This window comes from Bacillus cereus group sp. MYBK15-3 (genome assembly GCF_051916765.1).
In the GTDB taxonomy this organism is placed as follows: Bacteria; Bacillota; Bacilli; order Bacillales; family Bacillaceae_G; genus Bacillus_A; species Bacillus_A cereus.
On sequence record NZ_JBQAHG010000001.1, the window covers coordinates 107,197 to 123,076 of the forward strand.

The window sequence follows — 15,880 nt, forward strand, 5'->3', positions numbered from 1 at the left end:
AAGTGAGAGGGCTAGGAAAGGAGGAGTATATTGTGAGGCACTGCGACGTTTTAATTATAGGTGGTGGAATAATAGGGTGTTCTATCGCTTATTACACTTCAAAATACGGAAGAGACGTAACAATCATTGAAAAAGGGGAATTTGTCAGCGGGACGTCTTCACGGTGTGATGGGAATATTTTGGCCATTGATAAAGACCCGGGATTTGATAGTCAAATGTCTTTAGTAAGTCAAAAATTAGTAACTGATTTAAGTGAAGAATTAGAGCATTCATTTGAATATAGGGCACCAGGAAGTATTCTCGTATGTGAGTCAGACGAAGAGATGGAAGCTGCGCAGCAATGGGTAAATCGGCAACAAGAAGCTGGATTACCGTTTCGAATGCTTGATAGGCAAGATATAAGGGAAGAGTCGCCTTTTTTTGCTGATGATTTATTAGGCGGTTTAGAATGTGCGACGGATTCAACTGTGAATCCATATCTCCTTGCTTTCTCGCTTCTGTCAGAGGCACAAAAGTTTGGCGCAAAAGCTTTTAAGCAGACGGAAGTAAAGAGTATGGAAATAGAGACGGATGGTTCATTTGTTGTAGAAACTACGAATGGAACTTTTACAGCACAACAAGTTGTAAATGCAGCCGGTGTGTGGGCTCCTAAGATTGGTCAGATGTTAAATATAAATATACCAATTGAACCGAGAAAAGGGCATATTATTGTAGCTTCAAGGCAACAACACGTAGGATGCCGTAAAGTAATGGAATTCGGTTATTTAATTTCTAAATTTGGCGGAAAACGAAAGGTGGATGCTTTAACTGAAAAATACGGGGTTGCGCTCGTATTTGAGCCTACTGAAAGTCAAAATTTCTTAATTGGTAGTAGTCGTGAATTTGTAGGATTTCATACGAGGATAAATAATGAAGTCATTAAATGTATCGCAAATAGAGCAATTCGTTTTTATCCGAAAATGGCAGATATGATGGTAATTCGTTCTTACGCTGGTTTACGTCCGTGGACAGAAGATCATTTACCGATTATTTCACGAGTGGAACATATTCCGAATTATTTCATTGCCGCTGGACATGAAGGTGATGGGATTAGTCTTGCAGCAGTTACTGGAAAAGTAATTGAAGAGTTATTAAATGAAAAAGAGACAATTATTCCTATTGAACCACTTCGTTTGAGTCGTTTTACAGAAAGGGTGTTAAACGGATGAGGTCACAAAGAGTCTTTACGACGATTGATACACACACAGGTGGGAATCCAACGAGGACATTAATTAGTGGACTTCCAAAGTTGATTGGAGAGACGATGGCAGAGAAGATGTTACATATGAAAAAGGAGTATGATTGGATTCGAAAATTGTTAATGAATGAACCGCGTGGTCATGATGTAATGTCAGGAGCATTATTAACAGACCCATGTCATCCTGAGGCTGATATAGGTGTTATATACATAGAGACAGGTGGATATTTACCGATGTGTGGTCACGATACAATCGGTGTATGTACAGCGTTAGTTGAATCAGGTTTAATTCCGGTAGTTGAACCGATTACTTCTTTAAAACTAGATACACCGGCTGGCTTAGTTGAAGTAGATATTGCTGTTCAAGATGGAAAAGCAAAAGAAGTATCTTTCTGTAACATACCAGCTTTTTTATTGAAAAATATTACTGTACAAGTGAAAGACATTGGGACTATAGAGGCTGATATTGCGTATGGAGGGAATTTTTATGCCATTATTGATGCGAAATCAGTAGATCTAGAATTAGTACCAGAAAATGCATCTACAATCATCGATAAGGCGATTCATATAAGAAACACAATTAATGAGAAGTTTGAAATCACTCATCCAGAGTATTCGTTTATAAGAGGATTAACACATGTTGAATTTTATACAGATCCTACTCATGAATGTGCGCATGTGAAAAATACAGTTGTTGTACCACCAGGCGGAATAGATCGATCTCCATGCGGTACAGGAACATCTGCGAAGCTAGCTGTATTATACGCTCAGAAAGAAATCGAAATTGGTGAAGAGTTCATTCATGAGAGTATCGTTGGTTCTTTATTTAAAGGATATGTCATGAATACGACACATGTTGAAAATATTGAAGCTGTCATAACGAAAATTACGGGATCAGCTTGGCTTATGGGTATGCATAGATTTTTTTACAATGAAATGGATCCACTTAAAGAAGGATTTTTGCTAATTCCGCCGATGGAACATGAAACGGAGGATATAAAATGAACATTCAAAAAATGTATACAGCAGTAGACGTACATGTAAATGGCGAGGCATTTCGTGTAATGAAAGACGTACCATGCAAATACTACTACAGTTTGGAGCAATTAAATGAACAATTTTCAGGTGAATTAGCAGAAGAGATGAAGCTTTTATTAAATGAACCACGTGGTTTTATCGGTTTGAATGGGTGTATTGTCGTTCCATCTATCCATAATGAAGTGGATGCAGCTGTATTATTTTTTAATCATGAAGGTTCGGTTCCGCTTCATTATGGAGGCATTGTTGCAGTAATAACGATGTTACTCGAAAGTGGTTATTTAAAAAAGAGAGAGTCCAATCAATATAAAATTGAAACGTTATGTGGAATATTTTTAGTTCATGCGTATGTAGAGAATGATGAAGTTATATCGGTTTCGTTTGAAAGCAAACTATGCTATATGATTGAGGAAAATTTACAGGTTGGTAATGTAAATTATTCTCTCATACAAGCAGATAAAGTATATGCAGTTGTAGAGAAAGGTTTGTATTCGCCAGAAATTCGCATGGAAAACATTTCTGAATTGAAAAGATGGGGAGAAGCTACACTACAGACTATACAAAAACAGTCGCTAATAAAAAGGCTTATTTTAGTAGATCCTTCGCAAAAAGAAAAGAACCATATAAAATCGATTACATTTCATGAAGATAACTTTATCGTACGTTCGCCAGGTTTTGTTTCTACTATTGTTTCCTATGTTCATGCGTTATTTAAAAATGATTATATGGCGGATAAACCTTTTAAAAATGAAAGTATATTTAATAGTTTTATAACTGTGGAGAAAGTGAAGAAGGAGGAACTAGGATACATTTTCCGTTTTGAAAGTAGAGGATTTATTACAGGGATGCAGACATTTCTATTAGACCCTACGGATCCGTTTCCGGCAGGTTTCTTATTAAAATAAAATGTGATAGGGAGAGATAAATATGCAAAAAATTAAAGGGGCATTTCCAGTATTAATAACACCGATGGATGAATTTCAGGAAATTAATTGGGATGGGGTAAAGCAAAATGTAAATTACTTTATCGAACAAAACGTTGCAGGTATCATCATTAATGGAAGTACAGGAGAATTTGTAAGTTTATCAAAAGAAGAACGATTTAAAATGGTAGAAACCGTGTTGAAAGAAATTGATGGCCGTATTCCAGTTATTGTTGGAACTGCAGCAGAGACGACGAAAGAAACAATTGAATATACGAAACATGCAGAAGCGCACGGAGCGGATTGTGCATTAATTATAAACTCTTACTATTGTAAACCGAAGGAAGAGGAGATTTATTTTCATTTTAAAGAAATCTCAAACTCTGTAAATATACCAATTATGTTATACAATAATCCATTTACTTCTGGTGTTGATATGAGTACAGAGCTAATGCTCCGTATTGGAAAAGAGTGTGAAAATGTTACACATATTAAAGAATCTAGCGGAGATATTCGAAAAGCGAGAGATTTAGTAAGACAAAGTGAAGGGGCTTTCCAAGTCTTCTGTGGTTCTGAAGATTTAGTTATGGAATCATATTTAGTTGGTGCCTCGGGATGGGTTTCAGTAGCAGGAAATATCGTTCCCGGTCTCGTTACAAAAATGTATGAGCATTTTCAAAATGGTGAATTAGAAAAGGCGTGGGAAATAAACGATGCTATTTTACCACTTTGCGAGTTTCTTGAAGGATCAGGGAAATATGTTCAAATCGTTAAACGTTCTATGGAATTACATGGGCAAGCGGGAGGACCTTCTCGCTATCCAAGACTAGGGTTAACTGTAGAAGAAAATCAAAAGCTTCAAACGATTTTATCAAATATTGCAGCTCATGCAGCTGTTTAAATAAGGAGGAGAACATAATGTTAAAGACAAATATTGAGCTGAAACCAAAAGTGGAAGCGTTTTTAAATGAAGAAATTAAAATGTTTATTAATGGCGAATTTGTTTCTGCTATTGGCGGAAAGACGTTTGAAACGTACAATCCAGCAACAGAAGAGGTTCTAGCAGTCGTATGTGAAGCGCAAGAAGAGGATATTGATGCTGCAGTAAAAGCGGCAAGATCTGCATTTGAATCTGGCCCGTGGGCAGAAATGGCTACTGCTGAAAGAGCGCATCTTATTTATAAATTAGCAGATTTAATTGAAGAACATAGAGAAGAATTAGCGCAACTAGAAGCTTTAGATAATGGAAAGCCATATCAAGTAGCACTTGATGATGATATTTCAGCGACTGTAGAAAATTATCGTTATTACGCAGGATGGGCTACAAAAATTATTGGGCAAACAATCCCGATTTCAAAAGATTACTTGAATTATACGAGACATGAACCTGTTGGTGTTGTAGGACAAATTATTCCGTGGAATTTTCCGCTTGTTATGTCTTCTTGGAAAATGGGAGCTGCACTGGCGACAGGTTGTACGATTGTATTAAAGCCAGCAGAGCAAACGCCTTTATCTTTACTATATACAGCGAAACTCTTTAAAGAGGCTGGATTTCCAAACGGCGTTGTAAACTTTGTATCAGGCTTTGGTCCTGAAGCAGGGGCTGCAATTGTAAATCATCATGACATTGATAAAGTTGCTTTTACAGGATCTACTGTTACAGGAAAGTATATTATGCGTCAATCTGCAGAAATGATTAAGCATGTAACGTTAGAGCTTGGCGGAAAATCACCAAATATCATTTTAGAAGATGCGGACTTGGAAGAAGCGATAAATGGTGCATTCCAAGGTATTATGTATAATCACGGTCAAAATTGTAGCGCAGGATCACGTGTATTTGTTCATCGTAAACATTATGAAACTGTAGTAGATGCACTTGTGAAAATGGCGAACAACGTAAAACTTGGAGCAGGTATGGAGAAAGGAACGGAAATGGGTCCACTCGTATCTAAGAAACAACAAGAGCGTGTGTTAAATTACATTGAGCAAGGGAAGAAAGAAGGTGCTACAGTTGCGGCTGGTGGCGAACGTGCGCTTGAAAAAGGTTATTTCGTTAAGCCAACTATATTCACAGATGTTACAGACAATATGACAATCGTTAAGGAAGAAATATTTGGACCAGTTGTTGTCGTACTTCCATTTGATTCGACAGAAGAAGTAATTGAACGAGCGAACAACTCATCCTATGGCCTTGCTGCGGGTGTATGGACGCAAAATATCAAAACGGGTCATCAAGTAGCAAATAAATTAAAAGCAGGAACAGTGTGGATTAATGATTATAACTTGGAAAATGCAGCTACACCATTTGGTGGATATAAACAATCTGGTATTGGCCGCGAATTAGGTTCATATGCGCTTGATAATTATACAGAAGTGAAAAGTGTTTGGGTAAATATAAAGTAATAGGGCGTTTTACTGATAAAAATTGAGGGATGAAATAATGAAAGATGCGGACAACTAGAAAGTTTGATAATAGTTGTCCGTTTTTTTTATATACAAAATTGCTTTTCCAAAGAATGATAAGGGGGATTTGGATGGAGAATTTAGTAGAATGGTTAGTAGGGCAAGTGTGGAGTATCGGTTTAGTTGTTTTTGCATTAGGGGCAGGCGTATATTTCACGATTGCAACACGCTTTTTGCAAATCCGTTATTTTAAAGAGATGATTAAACTATTATTTGAAGGAAAGAGTTCAGAGACGGGAATATCATCTTTTCAGGCATTTTGTTTAGCCTTATCAGGAAGAGTTGGAATTGGTAATATTGCAGGGGTAGCGACAGCAATTGCTTTCGGCGGTCCTGGAGCTGTATTTTGGATGTGGGTAATGGCTTTGTTAGGGGCAGCGAGCGCGTTTGTAGAATCAACATTATCTCAAGTATACAAAAGTAAAGTAGGGAATGAATATCGCGGCGGTACTCCATATTTCATTGAGAAAGGTTTGAAAATGAAATGGTTTGCAGTCATTGTAGCAGTAGTTGTAACACTTTCATATGGCGTGTTATTACCAGGTATTCAATCTAGTAGTATCGCAGTTGGATTTGAAAACTCTAATGGTATTAGCAAATATATAACTGGTATATTTTTAGTCATGTTACTAGCAGCAATTATTTTTGGTGGTGTAAAGAGAATTGCTGGCGTTTCTCAAATGCTTGTTCCATTTATGGCAATTGGTTATGTAATTGTTACATGTATCATATTAATTGCGAATGTAACGGAGATTCCAAGGATGTTTGCTTTAATTTTCTCTAGCGCATTTGGTGTAAATGAAATGTTTGGTGGAATTGTTGGTGCAGCTATTGCATGGGGCGTAAAACGCGCTGTATTTTCAAACGTTGCTGGTGTCGGAGAAGCGACGTATAGTTCGGCGGCTGCTGAAGTATCGCATCCCGCAAAACAAGGATTAGTTCAAGCGTTTTCCGTATATATCGATACAATTGTCGTATGTACAGCGACAGCTCTTATGATTTTAATAACAGGTATGTATAATGTTATACCTGAAGGGAAAACCGCCATTGTACAAAACATAGGAAATGTGGAAGCTGGTCCAATTTATACACAACAAGCAGTTGAAACTGTGATAACAGGGTTTGGTCCAATATTTATTTCAATTGCGATTTTCTTTTTTGCATTTACAACGTTACTCGCTTATTACTATATCGCTGAAACGACACTTACTTATTTAGATCGTCAACTGAAATATGGCTGGTTAAAACCAGTTTTAAAATTTGGATTTTTAATTATGGTTTACATCGGTAGCGTTGAATCAGCGTCGCTTTTATGGAATCTTGGAGATTTAGGAATCGGTAGTATGGCATGGTTAAACTTAATCGCAATCTTACTTTTAAGTAAAACCGCATTAAAAGTGTTAAAAGATTATGAAACGCAGAAAAAAGAAGGGAAAGATCCAGTATTTAATCCTAAAAATGTGGGGATTGAAGGATTAACATTTTGGGAAGAAAGAAGTAAAGAGGTTGAAAGAAAAAGTTATTGTAGATGATAATTTAAAATTATAACTTAAATTAACTAAAAATTCTTAATTTAAAAGAAGGTATATTGCCTCCATTTCATCACATACTACAATAAGTATGGATAATATGACTGGAGGGAATAAGATGGAACATGAGCAACATAGTTCGATAAATGATATTCTACATCATTATAAAGAAGGTATAGGTAGTTTTACAAATCAAATTCCTGAAATCGCTGAGACATATAATGCGTTCACGCAAGCTTGTTTTCAAGAGGGTTCTTTAACAAAAAGAGAAAAACAACTTATTGCATTAGGAATTAGTTTAGCAACGCAAGATGAGTATTGTACAATTTATCATACAAAAGGTTGTCTTGATCAAGGATGTTCGGATAAAGAGATTCTAGAAGCATGTGGTGTTTCAGCAGCATTTGCTGGCGGAGCTGCGATGAGTCAAGCGGTAACTTTAGTGCAAGAGTGTTTAACAGAATTGAAAAATCAAAAGCATTGAATAAAAAAACGTTTTAAACTTTATGTTTAAAACGTTTTTTATGTGAAATTAAATTTGAGTATAAAAATTATCTAGGATGGGTTCAATTTATGGTTATACAATAATGGGAGAATTTTAAATTTAGTAGGAATGAGAAATAACAACTATTTATTTAATTTTAAGGTTTTGTAAAAAGCTTCAATTGCTTCATATAATCAATGGCTTTTGTTTTATTTTTCTGTTTAGAAACATAATGTGCCTCATTAAAATCTCTATAGTAACTGTTAACTACTTCTTCAGAAAGAGCACCGTCAGAGATAGCTCTTTTAACCGCGCAGTTTGGTTCGTTTGTATGTGAACAGTTAGAAAATTTACATCTCATAGAAATCTTTTTTATATCTTCATATCCAAATTCAAAATTCCCCTCAAGGTTTATCAAGTCAAATCCTATTTTACTAATAAGAAATCCCTCCATTTTTGAAAGAGTCTTTTAGAAACATAAATACAAATTTTATCGTTTTCAATTTGTATTTACTTTAATATTCTATATCTTCATAAATAGATTTTTCTACATCAGGAAGAACTGTGTATATACTCTTACCGATTAAAGCTTCTAATTCTTTCTTAATCGCATAAAACCCTTTCCAATGTAAAGATGTATGAGATGTTGTACCATGACGCAAACCAACAGAAATTAATCTTCTTTCCAGCGTAGTAAAGCCATCCGCATCAGCAAGAGCGTCACAAAGAGTAATTACTTTATTGTATAAGTCGTAGTTACAATGTTCATTTAATATTTCAACTAATCGGCTTCTCATATGGTCAGGAACGAGACTCCATTCTGCTGCGATATCTATATGTTCATTTTTGCATGGGAATGAGTGTGTCACACAAATAACAGCGTTTCCTGTATACCCTAAATCATTCATATACATATAACCATCATAGGAATGAATGACCGATTTGGTAAAACCTTTGTATCTTCCGATATCATGCAAAAGGGCAGCGTTATATGCTATGTCAGCATCTAGCTTGTACCCTTTTTTTATAAGTTCTATAATTATGTTTTCAGTTGCATGAGCAACATGTAGTGAATGTTCAAACCAAGGGCCCGGGTTTTGTTCATATGCCCATTCGAGTAATTCTTTTGCGTACGTTCTATCTAATATATATTTCATATCGTTATCCTTTCACAAAAAATCATATCTTAACTATAAATTCCTCTTATTATTTCATTATTCCTTCTTTAAAAATTGTTACAATGAAACAAAAGGGGGAAAAGTAATGCGAAATTTAGTAATTGAAGAAATTAAGAAACTAGAAAATGATATAGAAGAACTTTCGAAACTTTTGAAAATGGTTGTAAATGATGGGGCATCAATTGGTTTTTTGCCTCCACTGGAACAAAAAGATGCAACAAAGTATTGGCAAACAGTATTAGCGCCAGAAGTGATATTGTATGTGGCTAAAATAAACAACGAAGTAGCAGGGAGTATTCAATTACAATTAGTTACTAAGCCTAACGGAATTCATAGAGCTGAGATTTGCAAATTAATGACTCATCCAAACTTTAGACGAAACGGTATTGGACGATCGCTTATGCAAAAAGCAGAGGAACGAGCAAAGCAAGAAAACAGGTCTCTTTTAGTATTAGATACTAGAGAAGGAGATCCTTCCAATAAATTGTACAAATCACTAGACTACCAAGAAGTTGGAACAATACCAGGGTATGCAATTTCTCCGAATGGAAAGTTAGATGCTACGGTTCTTTATTATAAAAACATTTAAGTTATAATCAAACGGGGAGAGTGCTTGATTATTAGTAAGTGAATAATAAACGACTATTTTTAACACCGTCTATATTTTTCTGGCGATGTTAAAATAGTTAATTATAATCTAATTAACGCACTAAATGAATTTGAGAAAGTTTTTAGAGGGTTCTTTTAGTAATGATTCTCGTCTTATAATAAATGTAGAGAAGATGACTAGCCAACTATAGTTATTTTCGCTTTATTATGGGAAGGGGATGAAAGTATGAAAAAGAATAGTTTACAAAAGATGAAGAAAGTTATTTTAAGTGGTGGCGTATTACTTACGGGATTATTAACATTTGGATTTTCAGAAAAGGCTTCAGCTCATGGATATGTAGAATCACCAGCGAGCCGATCTTATTTATGTAAGCAAGGGGTAAATGTAAATTGTGGACCAATTCAATATGAACCTCAAAGCGTAGAAGGAATAGGTGGATTTCCGCAACTAGGACCTTCTGATGGACAAATTGCAGGGGCTGGTCATTTTCCCGCTTTAGATGTTCAAACTGTAGATAGGTGGAAGAAAGTTACGTTAAATGGCGGGACGAATACATTCAAGTGGAAACTAACGGCTCCTCATAGTACGAAAGAGTGGAAATACTATATTACGAAAAAAGGTTGGAATCCCAATAAACCTTTGACGCGATCAGATTTAGATTTAGTGCCATTCTATGTGAAAAATGACGGTGGAGCTAGACCAGGGACAACAGTAACGCACGAAGCGAATGTACCAACTGACCGTAGTGGATACCATCTTATTTTAGCTGTTTGGGAAATTGCAGACACTGGAAATGCGTTTTATCAAGTTATAGATGTAAACCTTTTGAATAATGGCTTATCCTCAAATTTCGCTTTTAACAATGTAGTGCAAGCTCCTACACTATTTTAATTGAAACATACATTTCGATCATCTAATTCATTTTAGATGATTTTTTTTATGAAAATGATGAAAAATATAGAAGAAAGTGCAATTATTTATAAAAAAATATGCTTTAAATATTGTCATATTTGCTTCTTTAAGATATCCTTTTCATGAAGAGGTGGAAAACATGGAAAAAGTACTAGTTTTCGGGCATAAAAACCCAGATACAGATGCAATTTGTTCTGCAATTGCTTATGCAGAATTGAAAAAAGAATTAGGAATGAATGCTGAGCCTGTACGTTTAGGCGAAATCAGCGGTGAAACTCAATTTGCGTTAGACTATTTTAAAGTAGAAGGACCGCGTTTTGTTGAGACAGTAGCAAGCGAAGTGGACAACGTTATTTTAGTTGACCATAACGAGCGTCAACAAAGTGCTAACGATATCGAATCAGTTCGTGTGTTAGAAGTTATTGACCATCACCGTATTGCTAACTTTGAAACAAGCGATCCTATATACTATCGTTGTGAGCCAGTTGGCTGTACAGCTACAATCTTAAACAAAATGTACAAAGAAAATGGCGTAACAATTCGTAAAGAAGTTGCAGGTTTAATGTTATCTGCAATCATTTCAGATTCTTTACTATTCAAATCTCCAACTTGCACAGAACAAGATGTAGCAGCTGCTCGTGAATTAGCGGAAATCGCTGGTGTAGATGCAGATAACTACGGCTTAGAAATGTTAAAAGCTGGTGCTGACTTAAGCGGAAAAACAATGGAGCAATTAATCTCTCTTGATGCTAAAGAATTCCAAATGGGTAATGCGAAAGTTGAAATCGCACAAGTAAACGCTGTTGATACAAACGACGTTCTTGTACACCAAGCGGAACTTGAAAAAGTAATTTCTGCAGTAGTAGAAGAAAAAGGTTTAGACCTATTCTTATTCGTTGTAACTGATATCTTAACTAACGATTCTGTCGGTCTTGCGATCGGTAAAGCAGCAAACGTTGTTGAGAAAGCATACAACGTATCACTAGAAAACAATACAGCTACTTTAAAAGGTGTTGTATCTCGTAAAAAACAAATCGTACCAGTATTAACAGAAGCATTCCAAGCTTAATCGTATTGCGTACAGATGAACAGTAAGGACAAGTAGTCAGATTGGCTATTTGTCCTTTTTTATTTATAATAAGCAGAAATTTTTAACTTTTAAACAGTCGCATTGTGTATGCTTAATGATATGGAAGTATTGAAAAGTAAATTACAGGGGCTTTTTGAAAAAATATTGTATCTGTTTCAAAATTAGAGAGCTGGATTTCGGAGGAACTGCGTTTAAACGCTGAAATACAGATGTTGCGTTTAACTTTTTAGAAGAAAGGATATAAAGTTTTGATTAACGAATTAAAATAAGGATAGCGTTAGCTATCCTTATAATCGTTTATTCGTAATATTTTTTCTTGTTTATATAAAATGTGATTATCGTAGTAATGAAGAAAATAGGTATCGCATACACTTGCCCAACAAATAACTTCCAGCCGACATAATTATAGCCTTCAGATGCTGGGATGATAACGGAAATAACGCAAACGATAAAATAGACTAATAGTGCAGGAATAATATTTTTCATTTTTATGAACCTCCTTTATTGTTTTATTAATACATACTTGCATTATAATTTAGTTTCATTATTTTGAAGAAAAAATGAAAAATTTTTTATGGTATTATAATATTTGCAATGAGAGTAATCTATAGTACGCATATGGTAAAATGTGTAATTTTAACTTTCAGAATTATTATATAGTATCTCGAGAAAAAAATGTACAAAATAACGAATTTTATTTACCAAAGTAAAGGGAGTAGAAATATATATGAAAAGGCTATGTATAATTCCATGCGGAAAAAAGAAAATTTGGGATAAACATTCAGACTACGGACCGATGGAAGCAAAAGATGTATATATTAGTCCGTTCGGAAAAGCATGTCAGGCGTACGCAACTATGTTTTTCGAAAACTGGGTTATATTATCAGCGAAACATGGATTTTTAAGACCAAGTGATATTGTATTAGAAAACTATGATCTTGCATTTGATTCAAAAAGCGATGAGGTAATAAGTATAGAGCAATTACAAAAACAGATGGTAGATAAAAGTTTACTACAGTTTGACGAAATCGTCTTACTAGCAGGGAAGAAGCATAAAAAAGTAGTGACAAAGTTATATCCAGAAGAAATGATTACATATCCGCTAGAGGGGTGTAAAGGAATTGGGTATATGTTGCAGAGGTTGAAAGAAGCTGTGAAGGAAAGGGAGGAAATATAGGTGTAGTTTCAGTGATTTTAAACTCTATTTATTTAGGGAGCTGAAAAGTAAAATAGAGTTTTTAGGCATCGCCGAAAGGGTGATGCTTTTTTGTTCGTGTCGTCATTCATGTAAAAGTAATTTAGAGAATAAATCATTCGATTTATGAAGCGATAGCTTTTTTATATCGAAAACAAATTGCATCACTTTTAGAAAATATAGGACGTATGGGCACAGTTAAGATTGTAAGTGGGAATAGCAATAAGACAAGTTTTGAATAAGATATTAAGAAAGGAGATGTTGATGAATAATGGCTAGATATAGTTTGCACGGAGGACACAATAGTATTGTTCAAGGTGCTAATTTCGGGAATCGGAAAGAACACGTTCTAGATAGGCAAGTTAAAGATGCCGTGGCGGCTAAGTTAAGAGCCCTAGGACACACGGTTTATGACGATACGGACGAGGTAGGGGCAACTCAATCACAAAATTTAAATAATATCATTCGGAATAGCAATTCCCATGCTGTGGATTTAGTTATTTCTTTTCATCTTAATGCAAGTGATGGAAATGGACAGGGTGTTGAGGTTTTATATTATGATCAGAAAGATTTGGCGGCTAAAATCTCAGCTCAACTAGCAAAAGATATTGGATGGCGTGATCGAGGTGCGAAACAACGTACAGATTTAGCAGTATTAAATGGAACGAAGGCACCGGCTATTCTTATTGAATTAGGGTTTATTGATAATGAATCCGACATGGCAAAATGGAATGTTGATAAAATCGCTAATTCTATTGTATTTGCTCTTACAGGACAAACTGGAGGAGGTGCAGCGGATTTGCTCAAAGTAAAAACTGGTGGTGTAGCATTTAGTAATTTACAAGCTTTGGCTCAAGCTATGGTTGATGCGGGTATTGATGGACAAATTGTCGTTCAAAAAGATGGCATTGGTTATGCTATAACGAATGGCTATCCGTCCGGGAATATCGATAAATTTACAGCTTGGTTAGATGCACGTAAATGGTACTATGAGTACGTGAGATAAAAGTAGTTTGCTAAATAAAAATAAGAGCCGTCATGTGACGGTTTTTATTTTTATTTAATCTTTTAACTCTACTTATAATATGGAGAAAATAGACTAATAAACAAGCCTTTGTATACTTTCAAACATAGAATATGATGAATTCTATCAAGGAGGAAGCATATTTATGAGAAATACTTGTCATTGTGGACATTTTCAAGATTGTAATAAATTTTGGGATGATTTAATGTTTGGGAGATGTAGATGTAAGCGCAATGATTTTCACGAGTGTTGTTGCAAAGAGAAACCGAAGTGTGAGTGTGAAAAATGTCATTGTAAAACAAAAGCGAAATGCCATTGTAGGCATGAAGAGGAAGGGTATTAATAATAAAAAAGAGTACGATGCGTACTCTTTTTTGGGGTGATTATATTCCATCTTGAACAGATTTCTTTACAATTACCCATGTGTCTTTCTTTTTAACCGTTATAGCTACATTAGTTCCATTAGATTCCTTATAAAAGATATATCCATTGTTTGAGTTTACATATGTAACTGGTTCACCTATGCAATCTCGCGAGCAGGATTTGTTGACTAGTTCAATTAAGGATAGTTCACTTGGATCGGTTTTACTGGCTTCTATAACAGCATCAAGGCTTGTTTTTCGATAGCCTTGCAAGTTTATATGAAAAAGCTGCTCTATTTCTCCTGTAATGCTAGTGTTCATTACTTCTACTGAATTCTTTTTTTCTTGAAGAAAGCCGTTTTCATAAAGTAATTTTGTATAGCCAATCCATGCTATTAACACTAGCATGAAAAACATACCCGTCATTTTAAGTATTCGAAGTCGTTTGCTTATAATTGTTTCTGAGTATTTCATTCACTCTAATCCTCCAATGTTTTTAATTTAAAATATGCTTGGATACATACTTTTAGAAGAGGATGAAAGTTAATGAGTTTTTAATAAAAAAGAAAACATCCAGGGTTAGATGCTTTCTTTTTTTGGTATTTTTGGCTATCTGTTAGTTACTTGTTTCATAAGTGGTCTTATTTCTTTAACTGGTGGTTTCTTATCATAGGCATCAACGTAAGAAAAGTAGTAGTTTAAGTTTCTTAGAAGACCTTTTCCTATTTTTGCACTTAAGAAAGGAAAGACTTGTCCGGTATAATCATCGAGAGATTTACAGTAATATTTTTCATCTAAATATATACTGTATTTACATGTTAGTTCTACTAAAGGATTCCCTTCATCATCAAATACTTCTTTAGAATCAATAATATCTATTAGTGCAAATTTTTCATTTAAGTAAACTTTCTTTTTTTTCTCGTGTTTATTTGTAAGTATAAAAACGAGACCAATCGCGTTAATCAAACTATTTCCTCCTATAAAAAACGGATATTAATAAAATATATCGATATAAGCTAAATGTAAAGAGGAGAGGTGAAATATCATGGAGAGAAAACTAAATAAGCCGATTGGTGAGAGGTGATAATCAGTGGGGGATGAACAAACCCCTCACTGATTAAAGTTTCACTTTATTGAAATACTTGCGGGAATTGTTTTACGATTGCGTTTGTTATCATGTCAGCCATTTCTAATGCTTCTTTTTCAATTTTATCGTAAAGTTTTACTCCTGCTTCATAATCTTTATTTAGGAAGGCAAGTGCTTCTGCTTTCGTTAGTGCTAAATGTTCATAAAACATTTTTCTAAATTCTTCTTTATCTATATATGGGTTGATACTGTTAAGAAATTCAATAATTGCGTCACCATTAGCGTACCATTTTTTCTCTATAGCGGCCGCTGCATTTTGATTACCAGCTTTTGCGGCTTTAACAAGATCCGCTGCAATTACTAAGTGATCTTTAATTAATGCACTATATTTTTTTACTGCATCTTCACCGTAAAATGGTTCAAGTGATAGTCCCATATGTGTTGCGTTTTGTAGAAGTCGTCCAACAGTAACGTTAACATCTGGTAAATTAAATACTATACTTATAATAGCCAATCTCGTCCAAGCGACGTGTTGTTCCCATAAAGAACGCATATATCCTTTTAAAAAATTCTCATTTTTACTAATTCGGTAGTTCCGTACGGATAAATCATAGTTTACATAAGGGTTATGGTAGGGGGAGTAATACGATTGCCAATAAGAATACATAAATAGTAACACTCCTTTGAACATGTATAACTCAAAGTATGATGAAGATTTATTTTTAGTTCCGTGTCCTAGATTATTTTT

19 protein-coding genes are annotated in these 15,880 nt (G+C 34.8%); 13 read left to right on the plus strand and 6 right to left on the minus strand.

All coding sequences use genetic code 11. The features are described from left to right. The first annotated feature begins 32 nt into the window (after positions 1–32). The 7 genes from ACTFR8_RS00610 to ACTFR8_RS00640 all read left to right on the plus strand — a co-directional run bounded on the left by ACTFR8_RS00610 (position 33) and on the right by ACTFR8_RS00640 (position 7,674). A complete protein-coding gene (locus ACTFR8_RS00610; protein WP_044584549.1) occupies positions 33–1,208 on the plus strand; it encodes an NAD(P)/FAD-dependent oxidoreductase in 1,176 nt (391 codons plus the stop codon). Next, the gene (locus ACTFR8_RS00615; protein WP_001257540.1) at positions 1,205–2,242 is read left to right on the plus strand and encodes a proline racemase family protein; all 1,038 of its coding nucleotides are present in this window, start codon (positions 1,205–1,207) and stop codon (positions 2,240–2,242) included. The genes ACTFR8_RS00610 and ACTFR8_RS00615 overlap by 4 nt, the downstream gene beginning before the upstream one ends. Beyond that, the gene (locus tag ACTFR8_RS00620; RefSeq protein WP_100618866.1) at positions 2,239–3,180 is read left to right on the plus strand and encodes a proline racemase family protein; all 942 of its coding nucleotides are present in this window, start codon (positions 2,239–2,241) and stop codon (positions 3,178–3,180) included. Before ACTFR8_RS00615 ends, ACTFR8_RS00620 begins: the two co-directional genes overlap by 4 nt. 22 nt (positions 3,181–3,202) lie before the next feature. Next, a complete protein-coding gene (dapA, locus tag ACTFR8_RS00625) occupies positions 3,203–4,099 on the plus strand; it encodes a 4-hydroxy-tetrahydrodipicolinate synthase (protein ID WP_044584547.1) in 897 nt (298 codons plus the stop codon). Between the two features lie 17 nt (positions 4,100–4,116). Further along, positions 4,117–5,601, plus strand: a complete 1,485-nt coding sequence (locus ACTFR8_RS00630) for an aldehyde dehydrogenase family protein (RefSeq protein WP_000920983.1) — start codon at positions 4,117–4,119, stop codon at positions 5,599–5,601. Between the two features lie 131 nt (positions 5,602–5,732). Next, positions 5,733–7,193 (plus strand): alanine/glycine:cation symporter family protein, encoded by a 1,461-nt coding sequence (locus ACTFR8_RS00635; protein WP_002005223.1) that lies wholly within the window; start codon positions 5,733–5,735, stop codon positions 7,191–7,193. Positions 7,194–7,281: 88 nt separating this feature from the next. Continuing rightward, complete coding sequence (locus tag ACTFR8_RS00640; RefSeq protein ID WP_002005224.1) at positions 7,282–7,674, plus strand: carboxymuconolactone decarboxylase family protein; 393 nt, start codon at positions 7,282–7,284, stop codon at positions 7,672–7,674. Between the two features lie 157 nt (positions 7,675–7,831). Here the strand turns inward: ACTFR8_RS00640 and ACTFR8_RS00645 are convergent, their stop codons facing one another. Next, on the minus strand, positions 7,832–8,128 hold the full coding sequence (locus tag ACTFR8_RS00645) for a hypothetical protein (protein ID WP_000398281.1): 297 nt from the start codon (positions 8,126–8,128) through the stop codon (positions 7,832–7,834). A gap of 61 nt (positions 8,129–8,189) precedes the next feature. After that, positions 8,190–8,831: an HD domain-containing protein gene (locus tag ACTFR8_RS00650; RefSeq protein ID WP_000874109.1), complete on the minus strand. Its 642-nt coding sequence runs from the start codon at positions 8,829–8,831 to the stop codon at positions 8,190–8,192. 106 nt (positions 8,832–8,937) lie between these two features. Here ACTFR8_RS00650 and ACTFR8_RS00655 point away from each other — a divergent pair, with 106 nt between their 5' ends. From ACTFR8_RS00655 to ppaC, 3 genes are all read left to right on the plus strand, one after another. Continuing rightward, the gene (locus ACTFR8_RS00655; RefSeq protein WP_001245250.1) at positions 8,938–9,441 is read left to right on the plus strand and encodes a GNAT family N-acetyltransferase; all 504 of its coding nucleotides are present in this window, start codon (positions 8,938–8,940) and stop codon (positions 9,439–9,441) included. Positions 9,442–9,687: 246 nt separating this feature from the next. After that, on the plus strand, positions 9,688–10,353 hold the full coding sequence (locus tag ACTFR8_RS00660) for a lytic polysaccharide monooxygenase (RefSeq protein ID WP_000742279.1): 666 nt from the start codon (positions 9,688–9,690) through the stop codon (positions 10,351–10,353). A gap of 160 nt (positions 10,354–10,513) precedes the next feature. Continuing rightward, positions 10,514–11,443: a manganese-dependent inorganic pyrophosphatase gene (ppaC, locus tag ACTFR8_RS00665; RefSeq protein WP_000416865.1), complete on the plus strand. Its 930-nt coding sequence runs from the start codon at positions 10,514–10,516 to the stop codon at positions 11,441–11,443. Positions 11,444–11,761: 318 nt separating this feature from the next. Here the strand turns inward: ppaC and ACTFR8_RS00670 are convergent, their stop codons facing one another. After that, a complete protein-coding gene (locus ACTFR8_RS00670) occupies positions 11,762–11,950 on the minus strand; it encodes a DUF4017 family protein (protein WP_000789487.1) in 189 nt (62 codons plus the stop codon). Positions 11,951–12,191: 241 nt separating this feature from the next. Between ACTFR8_RS00670 and ACTFR8_RS00675 the strand changes: the two genes are divergently transcribed. From ACTFR8_RS00675 to ACTFR8_RS00685, 3 genes are all read left to right on the plus strand, one after another. Continuing rightward, positions 12,192–12,641: a DUF6884 domain-containing protein gene (locus ACTFR8_RS00675; protein WP_000824873.1), complete on the plus strand. Its 450-nt coding sequence runs from the start codon at positions 12,192–12,194 to the stop codon at positions 12,639–12,641. Between the two features lie 289 nt (positions 12,642–12,930). Then, a complete protein-coding gene (locus tag ACTFR8_RS00680; protein WP_044584544.1) occupies positions 12,931–13,665 on the plus strand; it encodes an N-acetylmuramoyl-L-alanine amidase in 735 nt (244 codons plus the stop codon). 227 nt (positions 13,666–13,892) lie between these two features. Continuing rightward, positions 13,893–14,066, plus strand: coding sequence for a hypothetical protein (locus ACTFR8_RS00685; RefSeq protein WP_000503012.1), 174 nt, complete (start codon positions 13,893–13,895; stop codon positions 14,064–14,066). Here ACTFR8_RS00685 and ACTFR8_RS00690 read toward each other — a convergent pair whose 3' ends face one another. The 3 genes from ACTFR8_RS00690 to ACTFR8_RS00700 form a co-directional block, all read right to left on the minus strand. After that, positions 14,067–14,519, minus strand: coding sequence for a hypothetical protein (locus tag ACTFR8_RS00690; protein ID WP_000877572.1), 453 nt, complete (start codon positions 14,517–14,519; stop codon positions 14,067–14,069). Positions 14,520–14,654: 135 nt separating this feature from the next. Then, positions 14,655–15,011: a hypothetical protein gene (locus ACTFR8_RS00695; RefSeq protein ID WP_000606231.1), complete on the minus strand. Its 357-nt coding sequence runs from the start codon at positions 15,009–15,011 to the stop codon at positions 14,655–14,657. 164 nt (positions 15,012–15,175) lie between these two features. Further along, complete coding sequence (locus ACTFR8_RS00700) at positions 15,176–15,799, minus strand: hypothetical protein (RefSeq protein WP_000287727.1); 624 nt, start codon at positions 15,797–15,799, stop codon at positions 15,176–15,178. Positions 15,800–15,880: the final 81 nt, after the last annotated feature.